The organism is Clostridium oryzae, from assembly GCF_002029235.1.
Lineage (GTDB): Bacteria > Bacillota > Clostridia > Clostridiales > Clostridiaceae > Clostridium_AE > Clostridium_AE oryzae.
The window spans coordinates 20,172-41,963 of the sequence record NZ_MZGV01000018.1 but is presented as its reverse complement, the minus strand read 5'-3'; the positions used below and the strand labels follow the sequence as shown (position 1 = coordinate 41,963).

Sequence of the window (21,792 nt, the reverse complement as noted above, 5' to 3'; positions counted from 1 at the left end):
AGAAGGCAACAGAAGCAGTATAATAAGAGTATTTTGTGAATATTAAGAGTCAGGGCATTAAAAATGGTTACACCCGACGGAGGCATTTGGAGTGAGTTTAGCAATTATCCGTGTCTTTTAGGCAAATTTCCGTTAAGATGGCGAATTGTTTGAGGCGCAGCCGAGTTATGAGCCATTAGGAAATTTGACTAAAAGATGCGGTGAAATTGCTTAACGCAGCGGAATTAGCCGACATAGGGTGTAACCATTTTTTATTTATTATGGGACAGTTTTGATCTCTTTGTATACTTTTTTCCATTCGAATGAGAGCCTAGTTTTACACCGTTTTCCATACCTATTTCGGCACCAATTTTAGGATACATTTTTCTTAATTCAGCATTAGATTTTGGATGGTCTTTTATTCTGCTTTTATTATTATCCATAAAAAATTGCCTGGTTTCTAAAACTATGACAATTAACTTTTCACAATTTTTAATTCACAGTTTTATCTTTTCGTTGAGATTTATACTCAACTTCCTACAGAAACCAGTTATACCTCCTCTCAAATTTTTATTGATTGTATATCTTTGTTTCTATTTTTTCTAAGTAGCTGTTATTTTCTAAAATAATAATGGATACTATTTTTTAGCATGCCACTAATAGATAAAAATATTCCCTTTCTTCAAAGTCACTAATAAATTGATAAAAATAGTGAAAATGATTACAAAATTAAAAAAATATATAGCAATATAATGAGATGTTGACAGTGAAATTAAGCTACAGTATAATTGTTAAAAGAGAACGGAGGTTTTCTAATGCAATATTTAAAAGATGAAATACGGGAAAAAATAATTGAAAAGGCTCTGATAGAATTTAGTAAAAAAGGATATAAGGGTGCATCTATTAGGGTTATAGCAAAAAATTCAGGCACTTCAGTTGGAAATATGTATAAATATTTTAATAGCAAAGAGAGTTTATATGAGACACTTATAGGTGGTGTATACAACAAACTTATGGACTATATAGGTCAATTTAGAAAAGTAGAAATTAACGAAAATGCACAAAAGATATTTATTGCTTTAATGGATAAGATTATTGAAATATTCAAAGAGAATAGTCTTGAACTTTCAATTTTGCTAAATAAAAGTGCAGGCTCAAAATATGAAAATTGTAAAAGCGTTTTTATTGATTATATAACGAGAATAGTAACAGAGAACATGAAATTCCGTATGAAGTTAACGAAGTTAGAACAAAAAAATAATTATATAATATATATTTTGTCTTATAGTCTGGTTGAAAGTATCAGCCTAATATTAAGAGAAAAGAAAGATGGAGAAGAGGTGAAACAATTAATCCTTAAAATAATCGATATCTTTTATACAGATTTAGAAATAAAATTAAATGAACAAATAAGCTATTAATAAATTATTCAGTAGATGTAGCAGTTCTTTTGACTTAAAAGCGAACTATGGTTCACAAAATGACTGGAAAGAAGGTATCATATGAGCAGTTTTATTGAATTAAAAAATGTTAAAAAGACCTATAAAATGGGAGAGGTTACTATCAATGCAGTGGAGAACGTATCATTTTCTATAGATAAAGGTGAATTAGTAATAATCCTAGGGGCTAGCGGTGCAGGAAAGTCTACTATATTAAATCTTCTAGGTGGTATGGATCAAGTCAGTGGTGGAAATATACTAGTAGATGGAAATGATATAAGTAAATATAACAAAAGGATGCTTACTAAATACAGAAGAGAGGACATAGGATTTGTTTTTCAATTTTATAATTTAATACAAAACCTGAATGCTTTAGAGAATATAGAAATAGCAGTAGAAATGTGTAAAGATCATATTGATCCTAAAGAAGTGATAAAAAATGTTGGGCTGGAACATAGAATGTTTAATTTTCCATCGCAGCTTTCTGGAGGAGAGCAGCAGAGAGTATCTATAGCAAGAGCACTGGCGAAGAATCCCAAGCTTCTTCTTTGCGATGAACCTACAGGGGCTTTGGATTATAATACTGGTAAATCAATACTGAAATTGCTTTCGGATACATCTAAAAAGCAGAATATGACTGTTATTATTGTAACTCATAACTCTGCTATAGCGCCAATTGCTGATAAGGTTATTAAAGTAAAAAGCGGGAATATTGAGAGTATTGCTGTAAATGCTGAACCTATTCCGATAGAAAGGATAGAGTGGTAAGATGGGCAAGACTTTCTATAAAAATATTTTTAGGGATATAAAGAAAACTATATCTCGATTCATGTCTATCGTGATAATAATAGCTTTAGGCGTATCGTTTTATGCAGGAGTAAGAGCTGCCAGTCCGGATATGAAACTGTCTGGTGATTACTACTTTAATAAAAATAATTTAATGGATTTTCAAGTGATGTCTAGCTTAGGCATAACGAAAAAAGATATATCAGCGGTAAAAAATATTGATGGTATAGCAAATGTGGAGGGAGCTTATTCGATTGATGCTGTGGTTGAGAAAGATAAAAAACCCTTTGTTCTAAATGTGAATTCATTGCCGCAAAAAAATGTAATAAATGATTTGAAAATAGTTAGTGGAAGAAGAGCTTTCAATAAGAATGAAGCAGTAGTAGAAGAAAGGTTTCTAAAACAAAATGGATTTAAGTTAGGAGATAGCATAACATTTACTTCGGGTGATGACAGTAATTTAAAGGATAGTTTAAAAAACATAAAATTTAAGATTGTTGGTACTGCAGATTCACCGCTTTATGTTTCAGCACAAAGACAGCTTAGCTCAGTTGGAAATGGTACTGTAAGTGGATTTGTATATATATTACCAGAAGTATTTAAGAGTAAAGTGTATTCACAAATGTATATTAAAACAACCTATAAGGAAGCAAAAAACAGCCTGTTTATTAATGAAGATTACAAGAAAGCATTAAAAGCTATTGAAAAGAAAATTAAAACTTTAGGAATAAGGCAGTCAGAAATAAGGTATTCAGATATTGTAGAAGATGCAAATGAAAAAATAGAAAGAACTGAAAAAAAGCTTAATAGTGCACAGAAAAAAGCTTCTAAGAAGTTTAATGAAGCTTCAAAGAAGATAAGGGATGCAAAGCAGGATATTATTGATAATAAAGATAAACTAAATAGTGAAGAGATAGCATTCAACAATAAAATAGCTGCTGGATATAAAAAAATTAATGATGGAAAGAACAAAATAAAACAGGCTCAGAAAGAAATCACTGCAAAATCGAAACAAATTACAGATGGAGAAAACAAAATAGCTGAAGCTAAGAAAGAGTTAGACAAAGGTCAAAATGATTTGATTCTCGGAAAGAAGCAGGCCGTAGACAGTATAAGAAAAGCAATACTAAAAAGTATAAATCAGGCTAAAGCTACAAATAATGTTCAACAGTATACCTTTTTAAAAACTGTATACGACAATGATATAAAAGAAAAAAACTTTGATAGTATGTATAGCTCTATGGAGTCAGATGGAAGTTTATTAATAATAAATAAATCTTTCGACATAAAATCCATAAAAGATAAGTTTAATAAGGCTAATGCAAAACTCATAGCAGGAAGAAAAGAGTTAGCGTCCAAGGAGAAGTTGATTAATTCTGGTAAAGAGAAATTGGATGCTGGTAGAAAGCAAATTGAGAATAGTAAGAAAGAGATTACTAAAGCAGAAGTTGAACTAAAAAAAGGAGAACAAGAAGGAAAAGAACGAATTCAGCAGGCTAAGGAACAGCTTTCTAATGGACAAAAAGAAATTCAGAAGAATGCTATAAAACTAAAGAAAAAAGAAAAAAAAGTTAATAGTAAATTTGCTGATGCAAAAGAAAAAATCAGAAAAAGCAAAGATAAGATAAAGGATATTAAGAGTGGCAAATGGTATGTACTCGGAAGATCTCAAAACTTGGGTTATGAGAACTATAGGCAGGATAGTAGTAGAATTGATAATATAGGAAAGGTTTTTCCAATGATATTTTTTCTAGTTGCAGCACTGGTAAGTCTTACAACGATGACTAGAATGGTACAGGAGAGCAGAATAGAGATAGGAACGTTTAAGGCTCTTGGGTATTCAAGGTTAGCTATAGCAGCTCATTATTTCATATATTCTATTTCGGCAAGTGCTATTGGCAGTATAATTGGAGTAATGTTAGGGTTCAGGATATTTACGTCACTTGTAATGAACGCATATAGTTCGCTATATACTATACCCTATCGTATAATGCCATTTAACGTTAGTCTGGCAATTCAGGCAGCAGCTATAGCTATAGTGTTTACATCTGCAGCTTCGGTTTTAGCAGCACTGGATGAATTAAGGGAAGTTCCTGCATCACTTATGAGAACGAAGGCACCCAAGGCAGGAAAAATTATATTATTAGAAAAAATTACATTTATATGGAGTAGATTAAAGTTTACTCAGAAAGTTACTGCTAGAAATATATTAAGATATAAACAGAGATTTTTTATGACGGTAATAGGTATATCAGCGTGTACTGGACTTATGCTTACTGGTTTTGGTTTGAAGAGTGGTATAACAGGCTCAATAGAAAGACAGTTTAATAAGATATATAGATATAACATGCAAACTACACTTACGGAGGATGTAAGCCGCAGCAGAATGGAGAAAGTAAAAGACAGAATAATGGCAGATAGTAATATTAAATCCGTATTGTTCACGCATTCCGAAAATGCAACGATTAAAAATAAAAATTCAGGAACAGAGGACATATATGTACTGGTACCTGAAGGTAAAAATGATATCAATAAATATATAGAGCTTAACAATAATAATAAACAAATAAAATTAAAGGACAATGGAGTTATAATAACTAAAAAGCTGTCTAAGCTTACAGGCAAAAAGCAAGGAGATATGATAGAGATAAAGCTGGATGATAAGACTATTGGTGCCAAAATAAATGATGTAACTGAACATTATATACAGCATTATGTATATATGAGTCCGCGCTATTATGAAAAATTAACTGGAAAAACGTTAGAGTTTAATGGATTTTATGGTTTGTTAAAAAATCTTTCGGATAACAGTCAGAATAAGACCTCAAAAATAGTTTCAAAGATTGATGAGGTAAACTCTACAAATTTTAAGAATAATTCACACTTTGATTTCAAGAAGAATATGAAGAGCATGGATAAGGTAGTACTTGTACTTATAATATCAGCAGGACTTTTAGCTTTTGTTGTAATATATAATCTAACAAACATAAATATTAATGAAAGAAAAAGAGAGCTTGCAACAATAAAACTTCTTGGTTTCTATAATAATGAACTTGCTGGATATGTATATAGAGAAAATATTATTTTAACTGTACTTGGAGCTTTTGTTGGATTGTTACTTGGAATAGTCATGGATAATTTTGTACTGAGTACTGCTGAGACAAATGTAATGCTTATGTCTAGATATATTAAACCGATTTATTTTTTATATGCATTTATTCTTACACTATGTTTTTCATTGATAGTAAATGCAGCTATGTATGGAAAGTTTGATAGAATAGATATGATAGAATCACTTAAAAGTGCGGAGTAGTATTTACATTTTGATTTAAAATGTATATAATAAGATTGTATTTATTAAATTTAGAAAACTTTGATTAATTGGGAGCATTAGCTTTTGAATGTTCCCTTTCATTAGAAGGAGATGGAGTCTGTCGTGTGTCAATTTATGGTTCTTGCAATTAGATTAGCTTAACAGAGGGAGGAGTCTACCCTTTTTTAGCTGCTAATTGAATAGAATTGTAAATTGATGACAGACTCTTTTTGTTTTTTGAGCATAGGTACCATGCTCAAAAGGAAAGTTTTCGAATTAATAACGATATATTGTAAATATCGTAATAAGATTTGGATTATATATGAAAAAGAAAGAGGAACTGTGTTCCTCTTTCTTTTTTGTTACTGGGGTAGAGTTAATGAAAAATTATAGTTTATAGCATCGACTTCAGTTATACCCGGTGATATTAGAAGGAGTGATATTAAAATGAGTGTATTAAGTTTAGAAAATATAAATTTTGGATTTGGAGATAAAACGATATTAAAAAATGTATCCTGCAAGCTATTAACAGGCGAGCATGCAGGATTAGTTGGAGCTAATGGTGCTGGGAAAAGTACTTTATTGAATATTATTACAGGAGAACTGATTCCAGATGAAGGAAAGATAACATGCAGTGCAGGTTTAGAGCATATAGGATATCTTCATCAACATATGGATGAAGGTGAGGATAAAAAAACTATAAATGAAATATTAAAGAGTGCTTTCGAAGAATTATATACGAAGGAAGAAAAGATGATTTCCATCGGTAACAGACTTTCACTTGCAACAAATAATGATGAGGAGACTGAAAGACTTATCAATGAAATGGGAAAGCTGCAGGATGAAATAAATGCTAGTGATTTCTATTCTATGGATAGTCTAATAGATAATGTGGCCCATGGACTTGGCATTCATAACTTTGGTATGGACACAGTAATGGGAAGGTTGAGTGGAGGACAAAAGACCAAAGTTAGGCTTGCAAAGCTGCTGTTAAGAAAACCTGATATTCTGCTGCTAGATGAACCAACAAATTATTTAGACAAAGAACATGTTGAATGGCTTGGGAACTATTTAACAAATTATAAAAACAGTTTTATTGTTATATCTCATGATACGGTTTTTCTTAATAGAATAACCAATGTAATTTTCAATATTGAATTTACTATTCTTAAAAGATATAAAGGTGACTACAATACGTTTTTAAAGCTTAAGGAGGCTGAAACTAAGAGGTATATAGAAGAGTATAATAGGCAGCAAAAGCAGATAGCTAAAATGGAAGATTTTATAAATAAAAATATTGTAAGGGCATCGACTACCAAAAGAGCACAAAGCAGACAAAAACAACTAAACAAAATTGACAGAATGGAAAAGCCTAAGACTAATCCTAAAGCTAATTTTTCATTTTTGATGAGCAGGCCGTCTGGAAAGCATATTCTACAGATTCGGGATATGAGCATAGGGTATAATCATCCTGTAATGAATAACTTGAATCTAAACTTGATGCGGGAAGATAAAATAGCAATAACAGGCTGCAATGGGATAGGAAAATCTACTTTGCTGAAAACCATAATGGGAGTCATTCCAGCACTAAGCGGAAAAATTAAATTTGGTGAATATGTTTATCCTGTTTATTTTGAACAGGAAACTAAAGCTAGTGATAGAACAGCTATGGAGGAGGTTAGAGAGGAGTTTCCGGATAAAACCAATAGAGAAATAAGAGAGGCACTAGCCAGATGCGGATTGAGGCAGGAACATGTTACCGAAAAAATGAGCAGTTTAAGCGGTGGTGAGCAATCAAAAGTCAGGTTGTGTAAGCTTATGATGAAGCCTGGCAATTGGCTATTGTTAGATGAACCAACCAATCATCTTGATGTTGAAAGCAAAAAGTCTCTAAAAGAAGCTATAATTGCTTTTCAAGGTACTGTAATTGTCGTTTGCCATGAGAAAGAATTTTATGAAGAGTGGGTCACAGATGTATGGGATATGGAGAATAGAAAATAATAAATTGGATGAATATAGTCTTTATGGGCTATATTTATCCAATTTATAACTATAACTAAATTCGATTTTGATTTTATACATAAAAATAAATAAATATTAATAAATTAATACAAATTTAATAGATTGTCTGCTCATAATTTACACATTGCCAAAATTTAAAGCTAATGAAAATAATATTCCATATTATGTTATAATTAGATTGTTTTATATAGGCATTTTCTAATTGGGGATATTTGAAGATTCTTAAATTATTGAGATGCTGAAAAGGGGGTAAAAAAATGAAGAATAAAAAACTTGTTAAACTAGTAACTGTTGCAATGCTTGTTTTTTCAACAATGCCAGCTGGAGCAGTTACAAAACGAGAAGGTAACAATAATGCAGCAAGTAGCAAAAATGAAGTGCTTACTCAGTATAAGAATTACAAAACTAGCCAAGCAAAATTACAAAAGGTGATTAATGAAAACGCTGCTAAGCCAAATTATAAGCCTGATCAGAATGTAAAGGTAATAGTTAAGCTAAAGAAATCTAGTGTACTGGATTTAGAATCTAAAGCTAATGGCGGAAAAATGGAAGCATTAACAGCTACAAACAAGTACAAGCTGTCCCAAAGTGTTGTAAAAAAGCAGGAAACATTAAAGAATAAAGTAACGGCAGTAGACAAAAATATAAAAATAAAAAGAACGTATACTTATGTTATGAATGGTTTTAGTGCAGAAGTAAAATATAAAGATGTGAGTAAAATTGAAAAAATAGCAGGAGTTGATAGTGTATCTGTAGCCCAATCATATAAGCCGGATATGACTTCGGCTAAAGAACTTACAAAAGTATATGATGTCTGGAAGAACTCAAAATATAAAGGACAGGGAATGGTAGTCTCTGTTATAGATAGCGGAATTGATGCTGATCATAAAGATATGAGACTTACAGATTCCTCTAAAGCTAAGATAAAGGATAAATATCCGGAAGGACCAGGAATATATTTAACTTCTAAAGTACCATATGCGTATAATTTTGCTGATAATGATTATGATGTCAAAGATTCTACTGGTGTTGACCATGGTATGCATGTTGCTGGTATTATAGCAGCTAACGGAAAACAAGATGAAGTAGATTCAGGCAAAGCGGTACAAGGTGTAGCACCTGAAGCTCAGCTTCTTGATATGAAAGTTTTCTCTAATGACAAAGATTATCCTTCAGCCTCAACGGATGATATAGTTGAAGCGATAGATGAATCAGTTGCACATGGGGCAGATGTAATAAATATGAGTTTAGGATCTTCATCAGGTTTTGTAGAAGATGATGAGCCAATGTCAGCAGCTATAAAAAATGCTGAAAAGCATGGAGTAGTAGTTGTAGTTTCTGCTGGAAATGATACCTATTCCACGAATCCATATAAATTGAGCGATGTCGTGGATACATCATTGGTAGGTGCTCCTTCTACTGCAAAAGAAGCTTTATCAGTAGCGTCCTATGAAAATTCAAAAGTTAAATATCCGGCTGTATCCTATACTTCTGACAAAAGTAGTGGAGATATACCATATCTTTTGTCAGTTAATAATCCAGTAGGGAGCCTTAAGGACAATTATGACATTGTGGACTGCGGTATAGGCGATACATCAGATTTTTCAGGTAAAGACTTAAATGGAAAAATAGCACTTATTCAAAGGGGAACAATAGATTTTACAACTAAAATTTTGAATGCACAAAAGGCTGGAGCAGTAGCTGCTATAATTTATAACAAGGATGGAGATAACAGTTATGTAAGTATGGTTACAGATCCAGCGGAAACTATACCAGCTATGTTTATAACAAACACAGATGGAAAGAAGCTTAAAGCATTAATTGGAAGCAATTTAAAAGGTAAATTTGAAGGAAATGAAGTAACAATAGATAATCCAACAAAAGACAACATGTCTGATTTTACTTCTTGGGGCCCAACACCTGATCTTGAGTTTAAACCACAAATAACAGCACCAGGAGGAAATATTTATTCTACTCTTAATAATAACAGTTATGGATATATGTCAGGTACTTCTATGGCATCGCCGCATACAGCTGGAATAACAGCTTTACTAGTAGAACATTTGAAGGACCTAAATCTAAAAGCATATTCAAAATACAGCAAAGCTGAATTAGCTAAAACGATACTGATGAATACTTCGGTACCCCAGATGGATACTAATACAGATAAAAAGCTTCCATTTTCACCAAGAAGACAAGGTGCAGGGCTTGCTGATGCTGAAGCAGCTGTAAATGCTGATGTAGTTGTAAGAAATAGCGATGGACTTTCATCGGTGGCACTTAAACAGCTTAAGGGCAACAAAGCTACTTTTAAATTAACCCTTACTAATATGGGTAAAGAATCTAGAACTTATGCTTTAAATGATTTCAGTGGTGTAATGACAGAGCAGGGAAACGATATAAATACTATGTCTTATGATGTTCCTGTAAGTGGGTCTAAGATTTCATTCAGTAAATCGAAGATAACTGTGGCTGCTGGCAAGAATGCATCTGTTAACGTTACTTTATCACTCTCAAGTAAAACAAAGAAGAATATTTTCGTTGAGGGCTTTGTGAAATTTATTTCAAAGGATGGAGGACAAACTCTTAGTGTTCCTTATATGGGCTTCTATGGAAACTGGAGTTCACTTCCAATTATAGATAAGCCTGTTTGGGATAAAGATAGTTATCTTGGAGTTACAGGAGTTTATGATACTGCTACAGATTATTTGCTTGGACAAGAGGCTGTAGATGAGAATGGAAACTCTGTTGTAAACAAAAAGAATATTGCGGTGTCAACTAAGACAGGGGATACAGTAGTTCCAAAGATTGCACTATTAAGGGATGCTAAAAACATGAAGCTGGATATAGTTGACAAGAATCATAAGGTAGTAAGAACGCTTTATGTTGATTATGACATGATAAAGGATCTATTTACTTCAAGTGCTGCTGATCCTCTTAAAGATGACAACTATTCACCTGATTCAAAATGGATATGGGACTTAACTGTGTATAATTCTAAAACTGGCAAGTATGAAAAGGTAAAAGATGGACAGTATTATTTTAAATTTACTACTAATATAGACTATAAAAATGCTAAGAGTCAGACCTTGGAACTTCCTATAAAGGTAGATTCGGTTGCTCCAGCATTAAATATAGTATCTTCAAAAATTGTTGGTTCAAAGAAATATACTTTAAAATTTACAGCTAAAGATGATTTCTCAGGTATTAATACTAATACATTTAATATAAAAGTAAATAATAAGAACTATACTGACAAGAATGGAAAGAGTATTTTGAGTCTTACTCCTGATAAAGATGGAGTGTATTCTGTAGATCTTGATCTTGATGGACAATTGAATGATATACAGGTAAATGTTTTGGATAATGCCGGAAATTTAGCTACAGCAAATTCGACTGCTGATTTGCAGGCAGTGAAGATTACTTCAATTACTGATTGGCAGCATTTTGACAGCGGGAAGGTCAACATAACATATGAACCAACTGGTGAATATGCTAGTACTATAAAGAGCTACAATATATATGTTGATGGTGTAGTGGCAGCTACCGGTATAACAGACACGCACTATGAATTAAAGAATTTAGAAGCAGGAACTCACAGCGTTAATGTAGCTGCAGTAGATTTTGATGGAAAGGTACTTTCAAATGATGGAGTTAATATAATTGTAAAAGCTGAAGATTTATATGTTAATTTCGTCGGTGTAAGAAGAGAAGGAACTTTCTATAATAAGAGTACCGTTAAAATAAAAGGTGAATTGAACACTGATGTAAATAAATTTACAATAGGTGGCAAAGATGTTGCTGTAGCTAAGAATTTATCATTTAGTACAACTGTGAAGCTTAAACAAGGATTAAATAAGATACCTGTTTATGTAGAAGATTGCACAGGAAAGATTCAGGAATATGCACTTAATCTATATTGTGATACAAAGAAACCAGTAATTAATGCAGAAACCAAAACGGTGTATGTGTCTAACTCTGCCAAGACTTATACAGTAAAAGTAAAAGCTGCAGATCAGTTCTATCTACCTCAGGTATATATTAATGGTGATGCTGTAAAGAGCAATGCAACTGATCTATACACTAAAAAAGCTGTATTTTCAAAGAAAATAATCTTGAATGGTACTAAGACAATTGTAAAAGTAAGAGCTGTAGACATGGCAGGTAATAGTACTGAAAAAATATTTACTATTGTTAAGAAATCTAAAAAGTAAATAAAAGAGAGTAAAGTCTCTACGTGTCTAAATGACCTTCCATATCTTTGGAGGGTCATTTTTATGTAAAAGTTAATCATTATTAAAAAAGTATAATATAAATTTTATACTAAATTGGTATTATAATATAAAAATATTATTAATTTGTAACTGGTGACATAACATAAATGAATTAATAACAAATTTACAAATAATATGAATAAAGTGTATAAAGTAACATTTTTGAGGTGTATAATCACATTTGTATATAATTACTACTAATATATAAAAAATGTGGCAATGATGATTATATGCTGTATAACGTAAAAACTATATTTACCATATACAGTTATATTTTTTCATAAAATTAAAAGGGGGTAAAAAAATGAAAAATAAAAAGCTCATAAACTTAGTGACAGTTACCATGGTAGTATTTTCTGCAGTACCAGCTCAAGCTGCTGCAAAGGATGCAAAGTTAACAGATGAAAAAAAACAACTGATTGTACAATATAATAACTATAAGAATAAGTTTCAAAAATCAATTAATGTTGTTAATGAAAATTCAGTAAAGAAAGACTATGATGCTAATCAAAAGGTTGATGTTATAGTACAGTTGAAAGGAAAGAATGTACTCGACTTAGAAGGTCAAAATAGCTCCGGGCAAGTCGATGCTATTGCAGCACAAGAGGATAGATATAAGCTTTCTAAAAATATTGAGAAGAAACAGCAAGCGTTTAAAAATAAAGTAAGTAATATTGATAGCAGTACTAAAATAAAACGAACTTTTACATATGTTATGAACGGGTTTAGTGCAGAGGTCAAATATAAAGATATTTCTAAAATAAAAAAGATGGCTGGTGTAGAAAGTGTTTCGGTAGCTCAAAGCTATGTTCCAGATTTAAATTATTCTAAAGAACTTACAAAAGTCTATGATGTATGGAAAAATTCTAACTATAAAGGACAAGGAATGGTAATTTCAGTAATAGATAGTGGAATTGATCCTACACATAAGGATATGAGAATTTCCGATCCATCAAAAGCAAAAATAAAAAATAAGAATCCAAAGGGACCAGGGAAATATTATACCTCCAAGGTTCCTTATGCGTATAATTTTGCAGATAACAATGATATAGTAAAAGATACAACGGGAGAGGATCATGGTATGCATGTATCCGGAATAATTGCTGCAAATGGTACTGATGAAGAAGTAAAAGCTGGTAAGGCAGTAAGAGGTGTGGCTCCTGAAGCTCAGCTGCTAGATATGAAAGTGTTTTCTAATGATACTGATTACGCGTCTGCATCTACAGATAATATAGTAGAAGCTATTGATGAATCGGTAGAGCACGGAGCAGATGTAATAAATATGAGTCTTGGTAGTCCTGCAGGCTATGTTGAGCCAGATGAACCGGAGAACGCTGCAATAGCAAATGCGCAGAAGCATGGAGTCGTTGTAGTATGTTCGGCTGGAAATGAACAGTACTCTACTGCACCAAGTAAATTAAGTAGCGTAATAGATACATCTGTTGTAGGATCACCATCAACAACAAAACAGGCTCTGTCAGTAGCTTCCTATGAAAATTCTAAATTAGTATATCCTGTTTTAGAATATAGCACAGATAAAGAAAGTGGGAAGATCCCGTATTTACTATCAGTGAATGACCCAATAGGTACCTTAAATGGGGATTATGAAATTGTAGATTGTGGTCTAGGCTCAGTAGATGATTTTGCAGATAAGGATATAAAAGGTAAAATAGCACTTATACAAAGAGGCGGTAATACTTTTGTAGAGAAAAAGCTTAATGCTCAAAATGCAGGCGCTATAGCTACGATTGTTTATAATAAAGATGGCGACGATACATATATAAGCATGCAGACTGATGCTAAAGAGGTAATACCATCTATGTTCGTTTCGAATTCTGATGGAAAAAAACTGAAAGCATTTTTAGATTCCAATGAAAAAATAAAATTTATTAAAGAGACAGTAGTAAAAGACAATCCAACTAAAGGTGATATGTCAGACTTTAGTTCCTGGGGACCAACTCCTGATTTGGAGTTTAAACCTCAAGTAACTGCGCCTGGAGGAAATATTTATTCAACACTTAACGATAACAGATATGGGACTATGTCAGGAACTTCAATGGCATCTCCGCATACTGCAGGAATTACTGCCTTGTTATTAGAACATTTAAAGGATATGGATTTAACGAGCTATTCTAAATATAGTAAAGCTGAACTTGCTAAAACTATATTAATGAACACATCAATACCTCAGATGGATCCAAACACAGATAAAAAGCTGCCATTTTCACCTAGAAGACAGGGAGCTGGACTTGTAGATGCCGAGGCTGCTGTGAATACAGATGTTATAGTAAGGAATGGAGATGGACTTCCTTCGGTGGCATTAAAAGAACTGAAAAGTAAAAAAGTTTCATTTCAATTGACGCTTACAAATATGAGCAAAAAAAATAGAGTATATTCTATGAAAGATCTAAGTGGAGTTATGACTGAGCAAGGAAAAGATACAACTGATATGTCCTATGATGTAAAGGCAAATGGGGCAAAAGTTACTTTTGACAAAGCTAAGGTAACGGTAGCAGCTGGGAAGACAGCTAACGTTAATGTGACAATAACGCTTTCTTCTAAAACTAAAAAGAACGAATTTGTGGAAGGCTATGTTCAATTTGTTTCACATAATGGTGGACAAACGTTAACTGTACCTTATATGGGTTTCTATGGTGACTGGAGCTCGCTTTCAATTATGGATAAACCTATGTGGGACGAGAATTCAGACTTGGGACTAACAGGCGTTTATAATGCTGATACAGATGAAGTGATGGGAGTTACTGGTAAAGATAAGGATGGAAACACTGTTGTTAACAAGGATTGTATCGCAGCATCTACGAAAACAGGAGTAAAGGTAGAACCAAAGGTAGCACTGCTTAGAAATGCGAAGAATTTTAAACTTGATGTATTAGATAAAAATAAAAAGGTTGTTAGAACTCTATATGTGGATTATGATTTACAAAAGGATTTATTTGCATCCGCAGGAAATGACAGTGGTGACGACTATTCGGCTGCATCGCAATGGATTTGGAACTTAAAAGTATATAATGCTAAGACTGGTAAAAATGAGTATGTAAAAGACGGACAGTATTATTTTAGATTTACGGCTAATATCGATTATATTGGAGCTAAGAAACAGACAATGGATTTGCCGATTAAAGTTGATTCAGCTGCTCCTAAAGTAAGCATAACTTCTAGCAATGTTACAGATACAAACAAATACACATTGAATTTTAATGCTGCAGATGACTTTTCTGGTTTGGATGTATTTAATATAAAAGTGAATAATAAAGATTATATTGATGCTGATGGAAATGCTATGATAAAACTTACTCCAAATTCAAATGGAGAATATTCTGTAGATCTTAATCTTGAAGATGCAGATAATAAAATAGAAGTTAGTGCATTTGATAATGCTGGCAATTTAGTGACTAAAGATATAACTGTAAGCGTACCCAAGGTAAAAATAACTTCCCTAAGTGATTGGCAGCATTTAGACATTGGAGATATAAAGTTAGCTTATGAACCTAATTCTGAAATTGCTTCAAAAGTCAAAAAATATAATATAACCTTGGATGGACAAAGTAAAGCCGCAGGCATTACTGATACAAGTTATACTTTCAAATTATTGCCTCCAGGAAAACATGAAATTACAGTAACAGCATTAGATGCAGATGGAAAAGAGCTTTCTCATGATACAGTTAACTTCATAGTGCGAGAAAAGAAACTCTATGTTAATTTTATAAATGTTAGAAGAGAAGGTACTTATTATACTAAAAACAATATAACAGTAAAAGGTGAATTGAACACAGACGTAAAGAAATTCACAATCCAAGGAAAGGATGTTACAGTAAACAAAGATTTAACGTTCAGTTCTGATTTAACAATTAAAGAAGGATTAAACAAAGTTCCGGTCTATGTTAAAGACATAAATGGAAATGAACAGAAATATGCGCTAAATCTTTACGGCGATATGAAAAAACCTGTAATCAAAGCACCAACTAAAGATATACATGTATCAAGAGAAGCTAAAACTTATACAGTGAAGATTACAGCTAGTGATGAGTATGAGCTGCCAAATGTGTATATTAATGGTGATGCAATTAAAGGTAATGCTAATGATAGATACCTTAATAAGGGCGAATTTAAGAAGATTATTGTTTTAAAAGATAAAAAGACTTCGGTGACTATCAAAGTAACTGATAAGGCAGGCAATAGTATAGAGAAGAAATTTGTTATAATAAAAGATAAAAAGAATTAAATATATATTGCTAATAAGAGCTAGCCGCTGAGAGGTTAGCTCTTATTTTTGCATTAAATTTGAATAAGTGAGAAAAAGAGTACTTTTTAATTGATAATTAATGTAGATAGATTTATAATTATTACAAAGTAATATTGATTATTATATATTAAAGAAGGTGTGCAAAAAGCTCATGGAAAATAAAACAATTCTAGAAACCACAAAACATTTACAACAGGGAGAAATTACAGAAAAAAAGATACTTCTTCAAATTTCCAAAACTGTAAAAGATGAAAAGAACCGAAGTACTTTAATCAAGATGGCAGAGGAAGAACAGAAGCATTATGATATATGGAAATCTTTCACTAAAGTTAATATGAAGCCAAAAATGATAACAGTATTTATTTTTGCATTGATAGCAAGGATACTTGGGTACACTTTCGCTATAAAACGAATGGAAAGGTGGCAGAATGAATACAATGTGGATAGCAAAACATTAAAAATGCTAGAAAATGAGAATTCACAACTGATTTCTATATTTGAAGACGAAATTCAACACGAAAAAGAACTTATGAATATGCTAGATGAAGAACGACTGAAATACATTGGTTCAATGATATTGGGATTAAATGACGCGTTGGTTGAAATGGCTGGAAGTCTTGCAGGATATTCCTTTGCATTAGCTAGTAATAAACTTATAGCATTAGCAGGACTTATTACTGGCATATCAGCTACGTTATCTATGGCGTCATCAGAATTTTTATCGGCTAGATCAGATGGAGAGGAAAATGCGTTTCGCTCTGCTTCCTATACAGGAATAACTTATTTGTTTACAGTCATTTTACTTATACTACCATATCTGCTTTTGCCTGACAAAATGTTTGGAACAGCCCTTGTTATAATGATGATCACTGTAGTAGTTATAATTGCAGCTTTTAATTATTATATATCAGTAGCTAAGGATTACTCATTTAAAAAACGATTTTTTGAAATGGCTGGAATAAGTATAAGTGTAGCGCTTCTATCGTTTCTTATAGGTTTGTTAGTTAAGGAATTCTTGGGAGTAGACTTATAGAAGGATTTTAAGGGATTAGTGAATAGATAATAAGTGTGAAGTAAGAGGAAGATAGCTTTTAAGAAAATACTAATAAACCAATAAACAAGAAAAATAATTTGGGAGAAGAAATATAGAAAATAATGCTTTGTAAATGCATAGAGCCGGCATAAGGAAGAAAGTGGTTGGAGGAGGCATTTTCCAGCCGACGGAAATCACTTCCTTCCCTTATTTAGTCTATATGAATTTATGTATTTTGCCAATTGAGGATAACTTTTAATTAATATCAAGATACACCACTAAATAAGAGAAAAAGTGGTTATTAAATGAAAAAACGATACAACGTGTTTACGAAGAAGTTAACAAGAAACAGTAATATATTTTGAAATTAGTGAATTAAGAAAAGAAGGCAACAGAAGGAATATAATAAAAGTATTATGTAAAAATTAAGAGTTAGGGCATTGAAAATGGTTACATCCGACGGAGGCATTTGGAGTGAGTTTAGCAATTATCCGTGTCTTTTAGGCAAATTTACGTTAAGATGGCGAATTGTTTGAGGCGCAGCCGAGTTATGAGCCATTAGGAAATTTGACTAAAAGATGTGGTGAAATTGCTTAACGAGCGGAACTAGCCGACATAGGGTGCAACCATTTTTTATTTACATCCATTGCATGAATTACAGTTTTTGCATGAATTTTTGATGCTAAAAGTATATCTTTCAATCGTAAAAGAATATTTATCTATTTCCATGGAAATATCATTGTTAAATATTACTTTATTATCTTTAAATTCTATTAATAAAGGTGAGAGTTCCAATTCATCTTCACCTAGTATGCTTGGATTAAGCTCTGGCATAAATTGATACATAATCTTGTCTTTGTATAGAACTATTATAATATTAGAGGTTGAGGTAAGAGACTTTATTCTGCCGTCACTGTAGAAACTCAACGAATTTATATCACCATTTAGACCAAGAACTTTATTGTTAAATGCTTTTACTACTCCTATAGGAGTTTTTATATCTATAGGAAGTTGCGGTTCTAAAGTTTTAATACTGCCGTTTTCGTATAATGAAAAGCCTATTCTTACTGGCAAAATTCCTTGAGAAGTAGATATTTTCGCTTTTTCTTTAGGCCATAGAGTCACACTTTTTATATCTCCTGCCTTGTAAAAATAAAAGCCTATAATTTTATTATTAAAACTTCCGCAACTGAGATTGAAAGAGATATCATCAGCTAATTCTTTTTCGTCATCTTCATCCCAGTATGCTGATAGTTTACCATTTAGAGGAAAAATTCTTTTTATTTCACCGGTATCATAAAAAGTGATGTATTCTGCGGGTATAACCCCATATTTTGTAACTACTGGCGTTTGTGTTTGAAGAGATACACTTTTAATCATGCCATTTTCATAGAATGATAGTGAGCAAGTATTCTTACGACGTATTCCAGCATTTTCGTACTGAGGAACAAATTTACCGTAATCTGTTGAAAGCTGAAACATTCTATTTAATATGCAGCTTTTTAATTTACCGCTGCTATAAAGTTCGAAAAATAGAGGCTGTTCTATTATACCATATAAAGTGTGAAAAATTTTATTGCTCAAATTTCTTACCTCCCTCATAAATCTGTTTACATTTCAATACAATATGATTTTATAAACTTTCATTTATTAAAATAAGATTATCAGTGTCAAAGGTTATTTTCCATGGATAGGGTTGCTTTTTTATGTTTTTCCATTCTTCTACAGAGATGTCCCATAGTATATCATAGTCCGAGATATCAATAGGAGGAAAATTTAATTTTAAAAACACGAATCTCCTAAAACGTGTTTCAGAGCATGATGCTGGCCAGCAATCATAGGCATTTATTGATGAACTATCAGCTATTTTGATATAGTGGGCTCTTAAGCCTATGTGAGTCACATCGTGATAGATAGGTTGTTCTAATTTAATAGTACAATTCCAGTCTATAGCTTTCACTGTATAATCATCAGTTTTTTTGACTAAGCATATATTTTTACAACCGGTAAGTTTTAAAGCAGCAAGACTGGGCGGATTCATAAAAATTTCTTTTTTGTTTCCTTGTCCTTTACTTTGACCTTTTTCAAGAACTACAATGTCTTCGCATAGTTGATATGCTTCATCTACATTATGGGTTACCAGTATAGCTATACCATTGTAGTTTAATAATGTGTCTAGCATCTGTTTTATCATTATACTTTTTAATGTGTTGTCAAGAGCGGAAAACGGCTCGTCCAGTAAAAGAGCTTGTGGAGATACAGCTAATGCCCTTGCTAAAGCAACTCGCTGCTGCTGACCGCCTGATAATTGAGCTGGATATTTTTCTGTTATATCTTCTAATCTCATATTTTTTATGATATTTTCTAATGTATTTTTTTTAGCTTTTTGATGTAAATGATTAAGAGCATATGATATGTTCTTATATACAGTCATGTTTGAAAACAGTGCATAGTTCTGAAACAGAAAACCTATCTTTCTTTGTTGAACAGGCATATTTATTTTTTTAGAGGAGTCAAAGAAAACTCTTCTGTTTACAATTATCTTACCTTCATCGGGAGTTAATAAACCAGATATGCATTTTAATGTCACGCTCTTTCCGGATCCTGATTCACCTAATAGAGCTAATGAAGTGGAATTGCTATGAAAACTAATATTTAAAGAGAAGTCAGATAAGACTTTTTTTATATCTACTATTAATTCCACTAATATTCACCTCCAGATATGATGAATTTCCTGTGATGTGATGACCAGTTATTTGAGACAGCAATTATAATAAAAGATAAAATCATTATTATAATTACCCAATATACAGCAGTCTTCATATCACCGCCCTCTACGGCAAAATAGATAGCCATAGGGATGGTTGTGGTTTTACCAGGAATACTGCCTGCAAGCATAAGAGTCGCACCAAATTCACCTATAGATCTAGAAAAAGATAATACCGCAGCGGCAGCTATTCCTGGCCATGCAAGAGGAATTGTGATGGTCCAAAAGATCCTATTGTTAGACACACCTAAAGTTTTAGCGGCACTTAAAATATTATTATCTATTTGTTCGAAAGCTCCTTTTGTTGTTTTATACATTATTGGAAAAGATACGGCCACTGCTGCAATTACAGTGGCAGGCCATGAAAAGATTATCTGTATTCCAAATGAATATAGAATAGAACCTAACGCACTATTTCTTCCGAATATTATTAGTAAAATAAGACCAAGGACAGTAGGAGGAAGCACTAAAGGTAAAGTGAAAATGGCATCCATAAAATAAGCAAAGTTGCTTTGCTTATTATATAAAAGTCTCGCTGCACATATACCAATGAAAAATGTAATTACTGTAGAGCATAAAGCAGTTTTGACAGATATGCATAATGGTGAATAATCAAAATTCATATAGTCTCCTCCTTACAAATTAATTTTTACTCTGTTTGAAAACCAGCCTTTGTAAATATATCTTTTGCTTTAGTCCTGGATAGGAAGTTTAAAAAGTCTTTAGCAGCTTTTGAATTTTTGCTGGATTTTATGACTGCTGCAGGGTAGATTATTGGATCATGATCACTTTCAGAGGCGGTTGCTGCTATTTTAACTTTTGAAGAAGAAAGAGCATCGGTTTTATATACTAACCCTGCATCTGCATTTCCACTTTCAACCCAGCTAAGTACAGTGGTAACATCTTTAGCATATACTTCTTTAGATTTTATGGACTTTAATATGTTTAACTTAGTAAGAACCTGTTCACCATATTGACCGGCAGGTACACTGGCAGGTTCCCCAACTGCTATTTTTTTTATATTTTTATCTGTAAGCTGCTTAAAATCTGAAATGCTATTATCTTCATTTGGGACTATGAGCACTAAACTATTCTTAAGTAAGTCTAAACGTGTATTCTTGATTAAAAAATCTTTACTTTCCAAGTCATCCATTTGTTTAGCTGCTGCAGATATAAAAAGATCTACAGAAGCTCCTTGTTCAATTTGCTGCTGGAGAACTCCAGAGGCACCATAGTTGCAAACTAACTTAATATTTGAATTTTTTTTGATATATACTGCTTTTATTTCATCAAGTGAGTTTTTTAGGCTGGCAGCTGCAGAGATGTTCAATGTAACCTTTGTTTTAGCCGACGTATTCTTTTTGGCACTTGCTGACAGCAGTGAACAGGAAGAAAAGGATAGGGATACAGCGGCAGTTAACGCCAATGCAAGAAATTTGTTTTTTGATTTCATATTGATTCCTCCTAAAATTGAAAATATAAAACTATTAATACCTGTTCTTCATTTGTGCTTGTAAACTACTATGGTACAAATTTACATAACGTATATTAGCAAATTGCAATGAATAATAATGCTACTATTGCTAAAAAAGCAATATCACTAAATATTATTGCAAAATACTTAAAAATAGCATTTGTGTTTATATGATTTGTGATAATTTAATAATTAGTCTTTTTATATATGTATAATTATAGATGTGACAGCTGAAATTTAAAGAAAATTATTGAAATAATATATAATGCTTACACATTATTAAAAAAGTTAATAAAAAAACACAAAAAATTATTAAATTAATAAAATGGAATCGATAACAGAATGCTGATGCTTAAGAAAAATATAAATTCTGATGAAAAAATGAAAATTTTCTGAAAATGAATAATAATAAGACAAGGCGTTAATTCTTTATAAGATATC

The 21,792-nt window shown here is 32.1% G+C and carries 12 protein-coding genes; 7 read left to right on the top strand and 5 right to left on the bottom strand.

Annotated features, from left to right (window positions below; all coding sequences use genetic code 11):
• Positions 1-251: 251 nt before the first annotated feature.
• Positions 252-422: a hypothetical protein gene (locus tag CLORY_RS23040; RefSeq protein WP_139376012.1), complete on the bottom strand. Its 171-nt coding sequence runs from the start codon at positions 420-422 to the stop codon at positions 252-254.
• 372 nt (positions 423-794) lie between these two features.
• On the opposite strand from CLORY_RS23040, the gene CLORY_RS10115 reads away from it, so the two are divergent.
• From CLORY_RS10115 to CLORY_RS10085, 7 genes are all read left to right on the top strand, one after another.
• Positions 795-1,400: a TetR/AcrR family transcriptional regulator gene (locus tag CLORY_RS10115; protein WP_079423876.1), complete on the top strand. Its 606-nt coding sequence runs from the start codon at positions 795-797 to the stop codon at positions 1,398-1,400.
• Positions 1,401-1,481: 81 nt separating this feature from the next.
• Entirely contained in the window at positions 1,482-2,186 is a 705-nt protein-coding gene (locus CLORY_RS10110; protein ID WP_079423874.1) for an ABC transporter ATP-binding protein, read from the top strand.
• 1 nt (position 2,187) lies between these two features.
• Positions 2,188-5,517, top strand: a complete 3,330-nt coding sequence (locus CLORY_RS10105) for an ABC transporter permease (RefSeq protein WP_079423873.1) — start codon at positions 2,188-2,190, stop codon at positions 5,515-5,517.
• 447 nt (positions 5,518-5,964) lie between these two features.
• Positions 5,965-7,518 carry an ABC-F family ATP-binding cassette domain-containing protein gene (locus CLORY_RS10100; RefSeq protein ID WP_079423871.1) on the top strand — a complete coding sequence of 518 codons (1,554 nt, stop codon included), beginning with the start codon at positions 5,965-5,967 and terminating at the stop codon, positions 7,516-7,518.
• A gap of 278 nt (positions 7,519-7,796) precedes the next feature.
• A complete protein-coding gene (locus CLORY_RS10095) occupies positions 7,797-11,753 on the top strand; it encodes a S8 family serine peptidase (RefSeq protein WP_079423869.1) in 3,957 nt (1,318 codons plus the stop codon).
• Between the two features lie 364 nt (positions 11,754-12,117).
• Positions 12,118-16,056: a S8 family serine peptidase gene (locus CLORY_RS10090; RefSeq protein ID WP_079423867.1), complete on the top strand. Its 3,939-nt coding sequence runs from the start codon at positions 12,118-12,120 to the stop codon at positions 16,054-16,056.
• A 172-nt stretch (positions 16,057-16,228) separates the two neighbouring features.
• On the top strand, positions 16,229-17,110 hold the full coding sequence (locus tag CLORY_RS10085; protein ID WP_079423865.1) for a VIT1/CCC1 transporter family protein: 882 nt from the start codon (positions 16,229-16,231) through the stop codon (positions 17,108-17,110).
• Between the two features lie 633 nt (positions 17,111-17,743).
• On the opposite strand, the gene CLORY_RS10080 is transcribed toward CLORY_RS10085, so the two are convergent.
• From CLORY_RS10080 to modA, 4 genes are read right to left on the bottom strand one after another with little or no spacing between them, the layout of a single operon-like run.
• Entirely contained in the window at positions 17,744-18,694 is a 951-nt protein-coding gene (locus tag CLORY_RS10080) for a hypothetical protein (protein ID WP_079423863.1), read from the bottom strand.
• A 49-nt stretch (positions 18,695-18,743) separates the two neighbouring features.
• Complete coding sequence (locus CLORY_RS10075; RefSeq protein ID WP_079423861.1) at positions 18,744-19,814, bottom strand: sulfate/molybdate ABC transporter ATP-binding protein; 1,071 nt, start codon at positions 19,812-19,814, stop codon at positions 18,744-18,746.
• Positions 19,814-20,500 (bottom strand): molybdate ABC transporter permease subunit, encoded by a 687-nt coding sequence (modB, locus tag CLORY_RS10070; RefSeq protein WP_079423859.1) that lies wholly within the window; start codon positions 20,498-20,500, stop codon positions 19,814-19,816. Before modB ends, CLORY_RS10075 begins: the two co-directional genes overlap by 1 nt.
• A 26-nt stretch (positions 20,501-20,526) precedes the next feature.
• Positions 20,527-21,330 carry a molybdate ABC transporter substrate-binding protein gene (modA, locus tag CLORY_RS10065; RefSeq protein WP_079423858.1) on the bottom strand — a complete coding sequence of 268 codons (804 nt, stop codon included), beginning with the start codon at positions 21,328-21,330 and terminating at the stop codon, positions 20,527-20,529.
• Between the last annotated feature and the right edge of the window lie 462 nt (positions 21,331-21,792).

Bases quoted from the DNA above. Each gene is read 5' to 3' on its own strand.
- modA (WP_079423858.1), bottom strand. From the start codon at position 21,330: ATGAAATCAAAAAACAAATTTCTTGCATTGGCGTTAACTGCCGCTGTA.
- CLORY_RS10090 (WP_079423867.1), top strand. From the start codon at position 12,118: ATGAAAAATAAAAAGCTCATAAACTTAGTGACAGTTACCATGGTAGTA.
- CLORY_RS10105 (WP_079423873.1), top strand. From the start codon at position 2,188: ATGGGCAAGACTTTCTATAAAAATATTTTTAGGGATATAAAGAAAACT.
- CLORY_RS10110 (WP_079423874.1), top strand. From the start codon at position 1,482: ATGAGCAGTTTTATTGAATTAAAAAATGTTAAAAAGACCTATAAAATG.
- CLORY_RS10085 (WP_079423865.1), top strand. From the start codon at position 16,229: ATGGAAAATAAAACAATTCTAGAAACCACAAAACATTTACAACAGGGA.
- CLORY_RS10095 (WP_079423869.1), top strand. From the start codon at position 7,797: ATGAAGAATAAAAAACTTGTTAAACTAGTAACTGTTGCAATGCTTGTT.
- CLORY_RS10100 (WP_079423871.1), top strand. From the start codon at position 5,965: ATGAGTGTATTAAGTTTAGAAAATATAAATTTTGGATTTGGAGATAAA.
- CLORY_RS10115 (WP_079423876.1), top strand. From the start codon at position 795: ATGCAATATTTAAAAGATGAAATACGGGAAAAAATAATTGAAAAGGCT.
- modB (WP_079423859.1), bottom strand. From the start codon at position 20,500: ATGAATTTTGATTATTCACCATTATGCATATCTGTCAAAACTGCTTTA.
- CLORY_RS23040 (WP_139376012.1), bottom strand. From the start codon at position 422: ATGGATAATAATAAAAGCAGAATAAAAGACCATCCAAAATCTAATGCT.